Here is a 15,854-nt window from a genome sequence, read left to right as displayed (position 1 = left end):
GATTTTATCGGCTTTTTCTTTGTCGTTTTTTTCTTTCGATGTAAAGTGCATCAAGTGCGTCAATATCCTCTTGTTCAAGCAAGGATTCAATTGCCGCAGCCAATTGTTTTGTCCGGGCGGGGCTTGCACCGCTTGTAGAAACTGAAATCGTCACTTTTCCTGCTTTGACAACCTTCGGCACCATCACATTGCCGAGCTCAGATTGGCTCACACAATTCACGAGCTGGTGAGGCTGTGCTGTTTGTGCAATCCATTCATTTACCGAAGAGTCGTTTGTAGCAGCAACAATGAAAAACGCATCCTTTAAATCTTCAGCGTCTACTTTCTTTTCCTTCCAATTGAGCGCATATGTATCAATGAGGCGTTCCATCTCTTCAGAAATATTAGGACTCACAACGGTTATCTGGCAAGACTCCGTACACAATGCCTTTGCTCTTCTTAACGCGACAGATCCGCCGCCGGCGATGACCACTTGTTTATTGGTTAAATCAAGATGGACTGGAAGCATGGATTTCTCCTCGGAAACGAAACGCATCGTCTTTGTTTAAAATGGTTTCTTGCACGCGTTCAATATAAGCCGATTTGACATGCGGATGAAAGCCAATATACCGGCATACCCGGACATCTTTCAGCCGCTTTCTCGCCTGAGCGGCTTCACTTTCAATTTCTTTCATTAAAATCCCCGTAAACAGCAAGTAAGGAACGAGATAGACAGGCCCATCGTCTTCTGCTGATAACTGCGCGAGAACATCTCGATAATTTGGCTCACATGCTGTAATAAAACACGGAAGAACCTCTGCATGCGGAAGCAGATTTCGGACATCGTCTGCAATGCCAAACACATCTCGCTTCACATCCGGATCAGAGCTCCCGCGGCTAATTAAAAGAATCCGCGCGCGCTCGCCTTGATATCCTGCTTCTTCAATTCTTGCGGCAACCGCTTTTGTTACTTCTTGATTCACGCCGATTGGCTTTCCATATGTGACCTTCACTTGCGGGAAACGCGCATGCACTTTCTCAATTTCGACCGGGATATCCGATTTGGCATGCATGGCAGTTAAAAGGAGGAGCGGGACGATTGCAATGTGTGTCGCTCCTTTTTTCACACAGGCCTCAAATCCTTCTTCTATAGAAGGGTCCGTCAGCTCTAAAAAACAAATTTCTTGTATATCTGCTTTCACTAACGGCATACAGCTTTTCATAAAAGAAATGGCCTTATCTTGTGCTTCTTTTACCCTGCTTCCATGCCCAACATAAAGGACAGCTTGTTTCATGCGGCTCCTCCCTCTCACTTGTTTTCATCAGACGAAAAGACACGATGTATGCACGTGTCTTTTCTCTATCATTCTCATTTCTCGATGAATGCAGGTTCAAACCAGTTCAGCTTTTGATGAAAATGAACGACATCTCCAACAACAATTAAACTTGGATGCTCGATCCCTTCTTTTTCAACGGTTTCAGACAGTGTCGCCACCGTGCAGCACGTTGTCTTTTGTCTCGTTGTGGTTCCCCAGTGTATAAATGCAGCGGGTGTTTCAGGGTCCCGTCCATTTTTCAAAAGCAGGCGCTGCACTCTTTCCACGTTTTTGACACCCATGTAAATCACAAGAGTATCAATCCCTGTAGCCAGCGCCTCCCACTTTTCTTCAAAATGTTCATCCTTTTGATAGTGACCCGTGACAAAAGCAACATTTGAGCTGAATTCACGATGTGTCACAGGGATGCCCGCATAAGCAGCCGCTGCAATCCCAGAAGTAATTCCTGGGACGACCTCATACGGAATTCCGTGCTCAGCTAGGCATTCGATTTCTTCACCGCCGCGGCCAAAGACAAAGGGGTCGCCGCCTTTCAGCCGAACGACAACGTTCCCTTCCTTTGCATGAGCCACAAGCGCTTCATTGATGGCTTCCTGTCTCATTGTATGATGATTTGGCAGCTTGCCGCAATAAATCAATTCCGCCTCCGGTTTGGCATGGGCGAGAATTTCTTGATTGACAAGACGATCATATAAGATGACATCTGCCCGCTGTATCGCCTTATGGGCCTTTAATGTTATTAAATCTGGGTCACCGGGTCCAGCACCCACAATGTATACTTTCCCCATCTTGCTTTTCTCCCCCTGCCATCAGGCGATTATTTCGTTGTTCCTTTTACATAATCAACAAGACGCTGTTTAGATTCCTCACGGGATAATTCCCCTGTATCTAATACGAGCTCAGGCGCAGCAGGCTCTTCATACGGTGAATCGATTCCAGTGAAAAACGGAATTTCACCGTTTCTCGCCTTTTTATATAACCCTTTTGGATCACGCTCTTCACACACGTTCAGATCACATTTGACAAATACTTCGTGAAATTCCCCATCTTCGACCAACTGTCTGACAGTGTGGCGGTCTTCTTGAAATGGAGAAATAAAAGCAGTGATGACAATCGTCCCTTGCTCCACAAATAGTTTTGCTACTTCTCCGATCCGGCGGATGTTTTCTTTTCTGTCATCATCTGAAAACCCTAGATCTTTATTGAGTCCGTGCCGCACGTTATCGCCGTCAAGAACTGTGACTTGGTAGCCTTGTTCAAACAGCTCTCTTGCAGCTGCATTCGCGATCGTTGATTTACCTGACCCGCTTAGACCTGTAAGCCAGATAATGCCGCTCGTATGATTGTTTTTCTGCTGATATTCTTTTTTTGTAATTGATGAATCATGCCACACGATATGTTCGTTGCTCATGTCATACCCTCCCATTAAGATACCGTCGTTTTTAATCCTTCGATTAATGTTTCAATGACTTCTTTTCGGCTGAACGTGCTTGGTGGTAATTCACCGTTTCTCAGCATTGTTCGAACCTTTGTACCTGAAAGAATGACATGCTCGCTTTTGTCGTGAGGACACGTTTTTGGAGTGGCCATCGCTTCACATGTATTACAGTAGAAGCTGTGTTCAAATTTTAATGGAGTAATGCCGATTTCTTCGCTTGTAAATTGATCAAATAGTTCCTGCGCCTCGTATGTGCCATAATAGTCTCCAACACCTGCATGATCTCTTCCAACAATAAAATGGGTGCAGCCATAATTTTTCCGCACTAGCGCATGAAAAATGGCTTCCTTTGGTCCAGCATAACGCATTGCAGCAGGAAAAACACCTAAAAAGACGCGGTCTTTTGGATAATAACCGTCCAATAATACTTGATAGCTTTTCATTCTTACATCTGCCGGGATGTCGTCAGATTTTGTTTCACCGACAAGCGGATTTAAAAATAAACCATCGACTGTTTCCAGTGCTGTTTTTTGAATATATTCATGAGCACGATGAACAGGGTTTCTCGTTTGGAAACCAACAATGGTTTTCCAGCCGTTATCTTTAAAATGACGTCTTGTTTCTTCTGGCTCATACGTAAATTGAGGGAATGGTTTTTCACTGCGTTTCGTCAGTGTAATTTTTCCGCCAATGTAAGTATCGCCGCGTTCAAATAATTTTTTCACGCCTGGATGATTGCGGTCATCTGTTTTATAGACATTCACCGCTTCTTTTTCTTTATCTGGTGTGTATTGATCCTCTACTTCAATGACCCCATATACAGTTCCATTGTAGGATAAGCGCACGATATCGCCTTGATGGATTTCCGCCGCCTTTTCTTTTGTCACTGGCAGTGTAATAGGAAGAGACCAAACGACACCACTTGCTAGCCGCATACTGCTTACAACTGCTTCATAATCAGCTTTTGTTAAAAACCCTTCAATTGGACTATATCCGCCAATTGCAATGAGTTCAAGGTCTGCAAAGGAAATCGCATCTAGTTCAATTTCCTTCGCAGCCGTGCTGAGATCATATTCTTCATTTAGTCGATTAATTAATACGCCACCATGTGGTGTTAAACTCATTTGTTCATCTTCCTCTCAATGTTCATATTTATTAGATGTTAATAGTCGGATTTATGGTTAAATCCCGCCGCCCTGTTCATGAATAGAGCTGCTTTCATTTTTGACTGCCTTCATCAGACTCAGCGCACCAAGTGAGGCAAGCAGTACACTCATCATGATAAAGATAGAGTAATAGTCTCCTTTTAAGAAAAGGCTCACAAGCAAATACGAGAGGCTGAGTGATAAAAAAGGTGAGACCACCCATACTTTCAGCATTTTTTTCACAACATGTTTGTGAAAAATGTTAGGCCCGCCTTTTGCCATTCCAAGCCCGATGATAGACGAGGAGGTGATTTGCGTAAGTGGAACGGGCAGCCCAAAAATAGAGCTGACGATGACAAGGCCGGCACCGGTACTCGAAAGTAAAATCCCTTCGCCTGTTTGATAGCGGGTAATTTTCTTTCCGTTTGTTTCCAGCACTCTTCTGCCTAGCAAGAGGGCCCCTGCTGCGACGAAGATTCCGCCGTAAAGTGTTCCCTGCCCAACTGACAAAACGCCTGAAGCGACGAGCGGGCCGACGGCATTTGCCACATTGTTCATACCGGCTGAAAATGCCTCTAAAAATCCGCTGAGGATTAATACGACAGATAAAATAGCTGTGCCTTTTTTAGACAGCTTCCGTTTAGGGAACATTCTGATGATTTTGACGACAGCAAAGGTAAAAAGAAAGGCAAAAAGCGGGATGATGATCCAAAATGCCACAATCACTAAAATGGATTTCACAAACAATACTTTATACGCGACTGCCACACCAACCACAGCCCCTACTGTGACCTCACTTGTTGATAAAGGAATCGCCATGAGATTCGCTATGAAAAGTGATAGTGCAGCAGAACCAATGATAATACAAACGATTTCAATTGTAATGACTGATTCTGGCATAATACCAGAGCTGATCGTTTTGACGACCTCGCCGCCGCCAATCACTGAACCTGCTAAAATCCCCACTGCACAAAAACTGAGTGCATAAATGGGCTTTTGAATGGCACCTGATCCATACGCAATGCCCATAGAAGCAGCTGCCCCGCTTGCGCCTATGTTTAAAGCAAAGAATAGACTAAATAAAATTGCGGCGATTTCCATACATTATGCTCCCTTACTCATGTAATCCGCACTCTGTCTTTGCTGTTCCTGACCATCTGCCAGAACGCAGATCATCTGCAGTAAATGCTGGCTGTGTACACGGTGCACAGCCGATACTTGGATATCCTTGGTCATGCAGCGGATTATAAGTAAGTTCCTCTCTAGATGCATATCTCCATATGTCCTTCCACGTCCAATGGATGAGCGGACATACTTTCACTGATTTGAATTTTTCATCCTTATTTAAGAAATTCGTCCCTGCTCGTTTTGGTGACTGCTCTCTTCTTAAACCGGAAAGCCATGCTGGATAACCAGAGAGAGCTTCTTGCAAAGGAATGACCTTACGCATATGGCAGCAGCTTTGAGGATTTGTTTTCCATAATTCATCACCGTGCTGCTCATTTTGCTGTTCAACCGTCAGCTCAGGCGTTTTCAATACAATGTCTAAACCCGGGTATCTTTCCTTTACCGCATCAATTGTGTCGTATGTTTCCTTAAAATGCAGACCTGTATCTAAAAAGACAATTCTCGCATCTTTTTTTACTTTTGCAATCAGATCAATTAGAACGATGCCCTCGATGCCAAAGCTGCACGCATACACGAGCTGGTCACCATAATGACCGTACGCCCATTTCAGTACAGACAGGGCTCCTTTATACAAATCATCCTCTTGAAATGTAATGGACGGCTCTTGCCAATTTTCATAAGTTAACATGATTTCTCCCCTTCCGGAGTACCGCTCATATTGCTAATTTCCGCACTACTTCAATCTAATTTTTTCGTTTTTTTCCACTTGAATCACTTGACCGTCCTGAACAATTAACGTAATTGAACCGAATTTCATATCCCCAATCAGTTCTTGCATATGCTTTACTAAGTCCTCATCCTGATTTTGTTTCACTTCCATCTCCTCTTCCTCCTCACCGTTAAAATAAAAAAACTTTCTTTCAGTCCGAAAGAAAGATGAGGAAGCTCACGATTTCCTTATCTTTCAAAATAGAATCATTTTGCAGGAAGTAGCACCTTGCGAATCGCAGGTTGCCGGGTTTCATCGGGCCAGTCCCTCCACCTCTCTGGATAAGAGTTTCAATTTGTCTTAAATATTAACACAATTCAAACAAAAGTCAACCCGACTTTATTGATAGGATTAGTTTTTATTAAAATTTGAGTCTATTTTACTATTTTTACCCAAATAAAAAAGCCGTGCGGGCAGGCACAGCTTTTGTTAACGATAGGCTAAAATGCTCTTCATTCTAGTCCTTTTTCTTCTTTTCAGACCGTTTCTTCCATCCAAGATTCAGAGGACGGATCTTGTCTCCAGCGTTTTAGTTTGTTCATCGCAGACGGCTCAATCGCTTTCAGTTCAAGTGCCACGTCTGTCAATGTGTCATAGTCTGTCAGGGTGACATACGGAATATTTTTTTCTTGAAAAGCGGCTGCTGCTTTTGGCAGTCCGTATGTGAAGATTGCGGCAACTCCTAGTACCTCGCAGCCCTCAGCTTGAAGAGCAGCGACCACTTCAAGCACACTGCCTCCTGTGGAAATAAGGTCTTCAACGACGACAACCTTTTGGCCTTTCGATACAGCCCCTTCAATTTGATTTCCTTTTCCGTGTGCTTTCGGCTTACTTCTGACATAACACATCGGGATGTTCAAGCGGTCTGCTGCTAATGCCGCATGCGGAATGCCTGCTGTTGCAGTACCCGCGACAACCTCTGCTCCCTTGAAATGAGTGAGAATTAAATCTTTTAGACCTTCCGCAATGTCGTGTCTGACTTCTGGATATGATAATGTGAGGCGGTTATCACAATAGATCGGTGATTTTATACCGCTCGCCCATGTAAACGGTTCGTCTGGTTTTAATGAGACCGCTTTGATTTGTAATAGATGTTTCGCGATTTTTGATTTCATCTGGCAGTCACTCCCACTCTTTCAAAATTTGATGATAGGCTTCTATTGGTTTATCAGCTTTTGTGATTGATCTTCCGACAACGATTTGTGAAACACCTTGCTCTTTTGCATAGGCAGGTGTCGCCACACGCTTTTGGTCATCGGTTTGATCATTCGGTAAGCGAATTCCTGGCGTTACAGTGAGAAAGGATGGTGAGATATGTTCATGAAGTGCTTTAGATTCATGAACAGAGCAAACAACCCCGTCCAGCCCACTTTCATATGCTAATTGTCCGTACCGGATAACAGTCTCTTGCAGCGGACGGTCAATGAGTAATTCTTTTCTCATCATATCTTCTGACGTACTAGTCAGCTGGGTCACTGCAATAATGCCTGGGCGGCTTTGTCCAGCAGGAGTCCCGCTTTCAAGTCCCTCTAATGCAGCCTGCATCATTCGTTTCCCGCCAGCAGCATGCACATTGACCAAATCAACGCCAAGTGCGGCAAGACGGTTCATCGCTTTTTGCACCGTTGTTGGAATGTCATGTAATTTTAAATCGAGAAAAATGCGGCAATTTTTTTCTTTCAGCTCATCAAGGATGGCAGGTCCTTCTTGGTAAAACAGCTCCATGCCGACCTTCACAAATAATGGTGTCCCTTCAAAGGGATCTAAAAAGGCAAGCGCCTCCTGCCCTGATGGAAAATCAAGCGCGATGATGGGCAAGTGCTTCATGTTTCCAGCTCCTTCCGATACATTCTTCTACAGATGAATAACCATATGCTGCCAACACATTTGGCAGCTCTTCAATGATTTCCGGGCAAATAAATGGATTCACAAAATTGGCTGTACCGACAGCTACTGCACTTGCACCTGCTAGTAAAAATTCAAGTACATCTTCAGCACTTTGCACTCCGCCCATCCCGATAATCGGAATAGAAACCTCTTGACTCACCTCATGCACCATGCGCACAGCGACAGGTTTGACAGCTGGTCCTGATAATCCGCCTGTTTTATTGGCAAGAATGGGTTTCCCCGTTTTTAAATCTAAACGCATCCCGATTAATGTGTTAATCATGGTGAGTCCATCCGCTCCAGCAGCTTCTATCGCTTGAGCAATCTCCACAATATTGGCTACGTTAGGTGACAGTTTGACATAGACAGGAACAGAAGAGACTTTCTTGACTGCTTTTGTTAATGACGCCGCCATATTTGGATCTGTACCAAAGGCGATCCCGCCTGTTTTAACATTTGGGCAAGAAATATTCAGTTCAAGGGCATGAACATTTTTGGCTTGGCTGATTTGCTTGGCTACTTCAACATAATCTTCAACCTGTGAGCCAGCAACATTCGCAATAATAGGTGTATTAAACTGCTCGAGCCAAGGCAATTCATTTTCAAGCACGCCTTTTAGACCTGGGTTTTGAAGTCCGATTGCATTGAGCATACCAGCTCCTGTCTCGGCTACCCTTGGTGTCGGATTGCCAAATCTCGGTTCAAGGGTTGTGGCTTTGATCATGATACCGCCCAGTAATGATAGGTCATATAAGGATGCAAATTCTCTCCCAAATCCAAAGCAGCCTGATGCAGGGATAATTGGATTCTTTAAAGATAATCCCGGTAACTCAACGTTTAGCATGACAATGCCACCTCCTCTGCTTTAAAAACAGGTCCATCAAGACAGACTTTGACGTAAGGTTTGTCGAGCTGATCGGTATGACAGACACATGCAAAGCAGGCACCAATCCCGCAGCCCATTCGTTCTTCCATCGAAATGTAGACGGGCTTATCAGGATACGTGTCTTTCAGCGCTTTTAGCATAGGTGTTGGACCGCAGGAGAGCAGCACATCAAAGCTCAGGTTTTGCTCTTTTATCACATCTGTTACAAAGCCTTTAGCACCATATGTGCCATCAACCGTTGCAATAAACGTATCGCCGAGTGCTTGAAATTTCTCCTCGTAAAATACATCCTTTTTCGATTGAAAGCCGAGGACATGCTTTACGATGACGCCTTTTTTCGTTAAACGCTTGGACAGTTCATATAGAGGCGGTACGCCAATTCCGCCGCCGACTAGTAATGCCGTCTCTCCGGGCTTGACGACTGAAGGATCATACCCGTTTCCAAGCGGCCCTAATACATCGACTGATTCTCCCTCCCGCTTTTGGGAGAGGAGCTTTGTGCCCTCTCCTTCTGCGCGGTAAATGATGGTTGCTTCTTTTTGCTCGGCATGAATGTTGGCAATACTGATCGGTCTTCTCAGCAGCGGTGTCATGGATTCACTGACCTTAAGATGAAGAAATTGTCCAGCCGTTTGAAAGGAGTCCACAAGGTCACCTTTTAATGTCATTTCGTAAATATGATCAGCGATCTCTCGGTTCGAGACGACCGTCAAGTATGCTTTTTTCATATCGTTACTGTCACCTCAGCATTCGTTTTCACTTCTGGCATTTCATCCGCTCTAAATGTCATGCTCTCAAGCACTCTTAAAATGGCTTCTGCTGTGTCTAGGGACGTTAAGCAGGCCACTCCGTTTTCAACAGATTCACGTCTAATTCTAAAGCCGTCTCTTGCCGGCTGTTTTCCTTTTGTTAATGTGTTGATCACGAATTGGGCTTCCCCGTTTCGAATGACATCGAGAAGATTTTTGCCTTCTTCTCCAATTTTGCCGACCACACTTGATGGAATGGAGGCTTGTTTTAAATAATTCGCCGTTCCTTCTGTTGCTAAAATATGATAGCCGATCGAATGGAATCTTCTTGCGATCTCAAGTCCTTCTTCTTTATCCTTATCAGCCACTGTCAGAAGAACTGTTCCGTCTTTAGGAATTTGAATACCAGATGCAATCAATCCTTTATATAAGGCTTTTTCGATCGTGACATCTTTCCCCATGACTTCACCTGTTGATTTCATTTCAGGCCCGAGTGTAATATCCACTCTTCTTAATTTTGCAAAAGAGAAGACTGGAACTTTGACGTACACTCCTTCTTGCTCTGTGTGAAGCCCTTCTTCGTAGCCATAATTTTTGAGCTTGTCTCCTAAGATGACTTTTGTCGCAAGGTTTGCCATCGGGATGCCTGTAATTTTACTTAAGAAAGGAACCGTCCGGCTTGATCTCGGGTTCACTTCAAGTACATACACTTCACCTTTTGATAGGACAAACTGAATGTTCAAAAGCCCAATAATGTTGAGTCCTTTTGCAAGCTTGATCGTGTATTCTGCGATCTTTGCTTTGATGTCCTCAGACAATGTTTGCGGCGGATAGACCGCAATCGAGTCACCAGAGTGAACTCCGGCTCTTTCAATGTGTTCCATAATGCCTGGGATTACGACAGTTTCTCCATCAGACACGGCATCTACTTCAATTTCTTTTCCTGTCAAATACTTGTCAATTAACACTGGATGCTGCGGGTTAACCTTCACCGCATTCTCCATGTAGTGAAGAAGCTCAGCTTCTTGATACACAATTTCCATCGCGCGGCCGCCTAATACATAGGAAGGACGGACAAGGACTGGGTAGCCGACTTGATTGGCAATCGCTACAGCTTCAGGCACAGACGTTGCTGTTTTCCCTTTAGGCTGCGGCACACCGAGTGTTTCTAACGTTTGTTCAAACTTGTCCCGGTTTTCTGCGCGGTCTAGGTCTTCTAGAGAAGTTCCAAGAATTTTCACCCCTCTATTTGATAATTCGTCTGCTAGGTTGATCGCCGTTTGTCCGCCGAACTGAACAACGACTCCTTCAGGCTGTTCAAGGTCGATGATGTGCATGACATCTTCTACAGTGAGTGGTTCAAAGTAAAGCTTATCTGAAATACTAAAGTCTGTTGAAACCGTTTCAGGGTTGTTGTTAATAATGATCGCTTCATAGCCTGCTTGTTTAATTGCCCACACAGAGTGAACGGTCGCATAATCAAATTCAACTCCTTGTCCAATTCGGATAGGACCTGAACCTAATACGATGACGCTTTTCTTGTCAGTCCGTTCTGATTCATTTTCATCTTCATACGTGCTGTAGAAATAAGGTGTCTCTGATTCAAATTCTGCCGCACATGTATCCACCATTTTGTATACAGGTACAATGCCTGCTTCTTGTCTTAGCTTGTAGACATCCGCTTCGTTCATATTCCACTCGCGGCTAATGTAGATATCTGAGAAGCCTTTTTCTTTTGCTTCTTTTAATACGTCTGTATTGCCTTTGTTTTCTTTTAATGTCTTCTCAAAGACGATGATGCCTTCCAGCTTATGAAGGAAGAAGTAATCAATTTTTGAGAATTCATGTATTTGTTCGACTGTATAGCCTCTTCTAAGTGCCTCAGCGATATAAAATAATCGTTCGTCTCCCGCTTTGATAATCCGCTTTTCAAGCACTTCATTTGTGATGTCTGCTTCATCTTTTAATTCAATGTGATGCACATCGGCTTCAAGTGAACGTACAGCTTTTAGAAGAGACTCTTCTAATGTGCGGCCGATCGCCATGACTTCACCAGTTGCCTTCATTTGCGTACCAAGACGTCTGTTCGCAGATTCAAATTTATCGAACGGCCAGCGCGGTATTTTAGAAACGATATAGTCAAGTGCCGGCTCGAAGGCTGCATAGGTTTTACCTGTGACTGGGTTCATCATTTCATCAAGCGTTAAGCCGACAGCAATTTTCGCTGCCAATTTGGCTATTGGATAGCCTGTCGCTTTCGACGCAAGCGCAGAGGAACGGCTCACACGCGGGTTTACCTCGATGATATAGTATTGAAAGCTGTTTGGATCAAGTGCCAGCTGAACATTACAGCCGCCTTCAATGCCAAGTGCACGGATCAGCTTAAGCGACACATTTCGAAGCAGCTGATATTCTCGGTCACTTAACGTTTGGCTTGGTGCTACAACAATACTGTCACCTGTATGGATTCCGACAGGGTCAAAGTTTTCCATGTTACAAACAACGATTGCATGGTCACCGCTGTCTCGCATGACTTCATATTCAATTTCTTTAAAGCCGGCAATGCTTTTTTCAAGTAAGCATTGTGTGACTGGGCTAAGCTTCAGACCGTTTTCAACGATTTCCTTCAGTTCTTGCTCGTTTGTACAAATACCGCCGCCCGTTCCGCCTAATGTATAGGCTGGTCTGACAATGACAGGGAAACCGATTTGATCCGTGAACGCCATCGCTTCTTCAAGGTTATGAATGATTTCACTTTCTGGTACTGGCTCATTTAGTTCATTCATTAAATTACGGAATAAATCTCTATCCTCTGCTTTTTGGATGGCTGACAGCTTTGTACCGAGTACTTCAACGCCGCATTCAGCTAATACGCCAAGCTCTGATAATTCAACTGCAAGGTTTAATCCAGTTTGCCCGCCAAGCGTTGGTAAGATTGCATCAGGGCGTTCTTTTCGAATGATTCGTGTTAAAAATTCTGGTGTCAGTGGTTCGATGTATACCTTATCAGCCATTTCTGTATCTGTCATGATGGTTGCAGGGTTAGAGTTGACAAGAACGACTTCATAGCCCTCTTCTTTTAGTGCTAAGCAAGCCTGTGTGCCTGCATAGTCAAACTCCGCTGCCTGACCGATGATGATAGGACCTGATCCGATTACTAAAATCTTTTTGATGTCTACGCGTTTTGGCATACTTCTTCCCCTTCTTTCTCAGTCGTATGAATCATTTCCATGAACTGGTCAAATAAGTAGTTTGCATCTTCTGGACCCGGTGATGCTTCTGGGTGGTACTGAACAGTGAATGCTGGTGCTTCTTTATGTTTTAATCCTTCAATCGTATTGTCGTTTAGGGCAATATGTGTGACTTCGAGCACGTCTTCGTTAATACTGCTAACCGTGTAGCCGTGGTTTTGAGACGTCAGTGTCACCTTGCCAGTTGCTAGTTCTTTCACCGGATGGTTTGATCCTCTGTGGCCAAATTTCATTTTTTCTGTGCTTGCACCGCACGCTAGAGCAAATAATTGATGCCCGAGGCATATACCAAAGAGCGGCACCTTTCCAATCAATTGCTGAATCATCTCAACGGCTTCCGGTACATCCACGGGATCTCCAGGTCCGTTTGAAAGCATGATGCCATCAGGCTTTAGCTGCAGCACTTCATCTGCAGTGATGTTGTATGGCACCACAATGACGTCGCAGTCACGTTTATTGAGCTCGCGCAAAATACCGTGCTTCATGCCGAAATCGACAAGGACAATTCTTTTTCCTCTGCCTGGGCTTGGGTACGCATTTTTCACAGATACTTGACTCACTTGATCTGTTGGCAGCTGCAATGTTTGAAGGCGGCGGACAACGTCTTCTACTTGTTCATCAGGTCCTGCAAATGCCCCTCTTAAAGTGCCTGCACTTCGAATCATTCGAGTCAGCTTCCGTGTATCGATTCCGCTCAGCCCCGGAATGTTTTTCATTTTTAAATATTCATCGAGTGAATATGAAGAGCGCCAGTTTGAAGGCTTTTCACAAAGCTCTTTCACAATCAGCCCTTTCACAAACGGTGTGATCGATTCAAAATCATCACGGTTAATGCCATAGTTGCCGATAAGCGGGTAAGTCAGTGTGACAATTTGTCCGCAGTATGATGGATCAGATAAAATTTCTTGATAGCCCGTCATCCCTGTATTAAAGACGACTTCTCCGACTGATGGTTCTAAGCTGCCAAAGCCTGTTCCTTCAAATACTGTTCCGTTTTCTAGCACTAAACGTCTCTTCATTTTACTAGTCTCCCCTCTTCATAAACGACTTTCCCAGATGCAAGTGTCATGACCGGCCATCCTGATACAGTCAATTTGTCAAACGGTGTATTTTGCCCTTTAGATAAGAAGCTTGTTTTATCGATTGCCATTTCTTTGTTTAAATCAATGAGTGTGATATCAGCTATGTGTCCTTCTTCAAGCTTTCCGTATGGAAGAGAAAATGCTTCTGCTGGTTTGATTGTCATATAATCAACGAGTTCTTTTAATGTCCATTCGCCTGTTTTGACAAATCGTGTATACAGAAGCGGGAACGCTGTTTCAAGTCCCACAATTCCAAACGGGGCACGCTGCATGGTTTCGTTCTTTTCTTCTTCTGTATGCGGCGCATGGTCTGTTGCGATGAAATCAATCGTTCCATCTAACAGTCCCTCGATCAATGCCTCGCGATCCTCTTTTCCTCTGAGCGGCGGGTTCATTTTATAATTTGTATCAAGACCTGGAATGTCCGTATCACACAACAGCAGGTGATGCGGTGACACCTCAGCCGTCACACGGATGCCTGCTTTTTTTGCATCGCGTACGACCCGCACAGATTCTTTCGTACTGATATGACATACATGATAATGACAGTTCGCTGCTTCTGCTAAAAGAACATCCCTTGCTATATGCACCGATTCACAAATGGACGGTATTCCGTTTAACCCATTTGCTTTTGAAAATTCTCCTTCATGAACGCACCCGCCGTAAATGAGCGAGTTATCTTCACAGTGCGCCACAATCGCTTGATCAAGACTTGCTGCCTGTTTCATCGCTTCGTACATCATGCCTGCTGTTTGGATGCCGACACCGTCATCTGTAAAAGCAAAGGCGCCTGCTTCTTTTAGTGCTGCAAAATCCGTCATCTCTTCCCCAATTTGCCTCGTTGTGATGGAGGCGTATGGCAGCACTCTCACAGATGAGGTCTCTTCGATTCGATTCATCAGCCATTCCATTTGCTCTTTTGTATCTGGAACCGGCCTTGTATTCGGCATCGCTGCAATCGTCGTATATCCGCCTCTTGCGGCTGCTTTAGAGCCTGTTTCAATCGTTTCCTTTTTCTCTCCGCCCGGCTCTCTTAAATGCACATGCAGATCGATCAAGCCTGGTGACACAAATAGCCCTGCTGCATCAATAACCTCTTCTCCGTCTTCTCTTTCTAGGTGACCAATCGCTTGAATCACTTTTCCTTTTACCCTAATATCCTGCTGCACTCTTTCACCTGTGCTTGTTAAGATAAAACCGTTTTTAATGAGATATGACATAGACAGAATCTCTCCCTTTTTGATGTAGTGTGCTATTTTGAAAAGCTCTTTTTAATACGGCCATTCGGATATAAACACCATTTTCCATTTGTTTGAAAATCCTTGACTGCTTGGACTCTACTAATGAATCATCTATTTCAACACCTCTGTTTACTGGTGCTGGATGCATAATAATCGCGCGTTCTTTCATTTTGTTTGCTCTGTCTACTGTTAATCCATAAGTTGATAAGTAATCTTCACTGCCCATTTTTTCAGCGTGCCGTTCATGCTGGATTCTAAGCAGCATCACCACATCAGATTGTGCGATGGCTTCATCTACTTGGACATAGGTTCCGTGAGGGTTTTGTTCATCCTGGAAGGAAGCAGGCCCTGAAAAGAGGACTGTCGCTCCCAGCCTCGTTAAAACCTCAGCATTTGATCTTGCCACCCTGCTATGTTTGATGTCTCCATGAATCGAAATCGTTAAGCCTTCAAAGCCGCTAAACTCTTCAAAGATGGTCATGAGGTCAAGCAGTGATTGGGTTGGATGCTGTCCGCAGCCATCTCCTGCATTGATGATGGGAATTCCAACCTTTCCAATCAGCTCATTATAATATTCATCGGTGCTGTCTCTGATCACACATGCCTTTACTCCGATCGATTCGAGTGTTTTTACCGTATCGTAAAGTGTTTCGCCCTTTTGAACGGAGGTGCTTGCTGCATCTAAGCTCAGGACATTCATCCCAAGTTTCTTCTCGGCTACTTCGAAGCTAAAACGTGTTCTTGTGCTTGGTTCAAAGAAGAGGTTTGCCACAAATTCTCCGGCTAATCCATGTTCTTGTTTCCCCTTTTTGAGTGCAGCTGCTTCTTCAATCAGCTGTAATATCTCTTCTTTTGATAAGCTGCTCATTGTCGATAAATCATTCATTTTTTCTTCCCCCTCTAGTTTTTCATCACTTTCAGGTTCAAAAAAACCCTAAGCCTCGGCAGCTTAGGGTTCTCCA

Annotated in this window: 16 protein-coding genes and 1 riboswitch; all 16 genes read right to left on the bottom strand. The window is 44.2% G+C overall.

Translation table 11 applies throughout. From position 1 onward, the window contains the following. Positions 1-4 precede the first annotated feature (4 nt). On the bottom strand, positions 5-508 hold the full coding sequence (locus NSS80_RS07795) for a bifunctional precorrin-2 dehydrogenase/sirohydrochlorin ferrochelatase (protein WP_041117344.1): 504 nt from the start codon (positions 506-508) through the stop codon (positions 5-7). Next, positions 489-1,274 (bottom strand): sirohydrochlorin chelatase, encoded by a 786-nt coding sequence (locus NSS80_RS07790; RefSeq protein WP_317222053.1) that lies wholly within the window; start codon positions 1,272-1,274, stop codon positions 489-491. Before NSS80_RS07790 ends, NSS80_RS07795 begins: the two co-directional genes overlap by 20 nt. Before the next feature lie 74 nt (positions 1,275-1,348). Then, positions 1,349-2,104, bottom strand: coding sequence for a uroporphyrinogen-III C-methyltransferase (cobA, locus tag NSS80_RS07785; RefSeq protein WP_024426949.1), 756 nt, complete (start codon positions 2,102-2,104; stop codon positions 1,349-1,351). A gap of 29 nt (positions 2,105-2,133) precedes the next feature. Further along, the gene (gene cysC, locus NSS80_RS07780; RefSeq protein ID WP_034281722.1) at positions 2,134-2,727 is read right to left on the bottom strand and encodes an adenylyl-sulfate kinase; all 594 of its coding nucleotides are present in this window, start codon (positions 2,725-2,727) and stop codon (positions 2,134-2,136) included. A 14-nt stretch (positions 2,728-2,741) separates the two neighbouring features. Beyond that, a complete protein-coding gene (sat, locus tag NSS80_RS07775) occupies positions 2,742-3,878 on the bottom strand; it encodes a sulfate adenylyltransferase (protein WP_041117340.1) in 1,137 nt (378 codons plus the stop codon). Between the two features lie 57 nt (positions 3,879-3,935). Next, the gene (locus NSS80_RS07770) at positions 3,936-5,000 is read right to left on the bottom strand and encodes an inorganic phosphate transporter (protein ID WP_041117338.1); all 1,065 of its coding nucleotides are present in this window, start codon (positions 4,998-5,000) and stop codon (positions 3,936-3,938) included. A 13-nt stretch (positions 5,001-5,013) separates the two neighbouring features. Further along, a complete protein-coding gene (locus NSS80_RS07765; RefSeq protein ID WP_024426945.1) occupies positions 5,014-5,715 on the bottom strand; it encodes a phosphoadenylyl-sulfate reductase in 702 nt (233 codons plus the stop codon). 45 nt (positions 5,716-5,760) lie between these two features. Continuing rightward, positions 5,761-5,907: a YezD family protein gene (locus NSS80_RS07760; RefSeq protein WP_073205135.1), complete on the bottom strand. Its 147-nt coding sequence runs from the start codon at positions 5,905-5,907 to the stop codon at positions 5,761-5,763. Between the two features lie 74 nt (positions 5,908-5,981). After that, a riboswitch (SAM riboswitch) is annotated at positions 5,982-6,084 on the bottom strand. Positions 6,085-6,272: 188 nt separating this feature from the next. After that, positions 6,273-6,911 (bottom strand): orotate phosphoribosyltransferase, encoded by a 639-nt coding sequence (pyrE, locus tag NSS80_RS07755; protein ID WP_024424225.1) that lies wholly within the window; start codon positions 6,909-6,911, stop codon positions 6,273-6,275. Between the two features lie 7 nt (positions 6,912-6,918). Next, positions 6,919-7,623: an orotidine-5'-phosphate decarboxylase gene (gene pyrF / locus NSS80_RS07750; protein ID WP_041117335.1), complete on the bottom strand. Its 705-nt coding sequence runs from the start codon at positions 7,621-7,623 to the stop codon at positions 6,919-6,921. Continuing rightward, entirely contained in the window at positions 7,595-8,527 is a 933-nt protein-coding gene (locus NSS80_RS07745; RefSeq protein ID WP_041117333.1) for a dihydroorotate dehydrogenase, read from the bottom strand. The genes pyrF and NSS80_RS07745 overlap by 29 nt, the downstream gene beginning before the upstream one ends. Further along, the gene (locus NSS80_RS07740) at positions 8,521-9,297 is read right to left on the bottom strand and encodes a dihydroorotate dehydrogenase electron transfer subunit (RefSeq protein WP_041117331.1); all 777 of its coding nucleotides are present in this window, start codon (positions 9,295-9,297) and stop codon (positions 8,521-8,523) included. Before NSS80_RS07740 ends, NSS80_RS07745 begins: the two co-directional genes overlap by 7 nt. Beyond that, entirely contained in the window at positions 9,294-12,509 is a 3,216-nt protein-coding gene (gene carB, locus NSS80_RS07735; protein WP_041117329.1) for a carbamoyl-phosphate synthase (glutamine-hydrolyzing) large subunit, read from the bottom strand. The genes NSS80_RS07740 and carB overlap by 4 nt, the downstream gene beginning before the upstream one ends. Then, positions 12,494-13,588, bottom strand: coding sequence for a carbamoyl phosphate synthase small subunit (locus NSS80_RS07730; RefSeq protein ID WP_024424230.1), 1,095 nt, complete (start codon positions 13,586-13,588; stop codon positions 12,494-12,496). The genes carB and NSS80_RS07730 overlap by 16 nt, the downstream gene beginning before the upstream one ends. Next, positions 13,585-14,871, bottom strand: coding sequence for a dihydroorotase (locus NSS80_RS07725; RefSeq protein ID WP_024424231.1), 1,287 nt, complete (start codon positions 14,869-14,871; stop codon positions 13,585-13,587). The genes NSS80_RS07730 and NSS80_RS07725 overlap by 4 nt, the downstream gene beginning before the upstream one ends. Continuing rightward, on the bottom strand, positions 14,855-15,778 hold the full coding sequence (locus tag NSS80_RS07720) for an aspartate carbamoyltransferase catalytic subunit (RefSeq protein ID WP_041117327.1): 924 nt from the start codon (positions 15,776-15,778) through the stop codon (positions 14,855-14,857). Before NSS80_RS07720 ends, NSS80_RS07725 begins: the two co-directional genes overlap by 17 nt. Between the last annotated feature and the right edge of the window lie 76 nt (positions 15,779-15,854).

Origin of the sequence: Bacillus sp. FSL M8-0350, from assembly GCF_038593345.1 — a bacterium.
Lineage (GTDB): Bacteria > Bacillota > Bacilli > Bacillales > Bacillaceae > Bacillus > Bacillus safensis.
The sequence above is the reverse complement of the archived record's forward strand: the minus strand, read 5'-3'. Positions and strand labels throughout refer to the sequence as shown.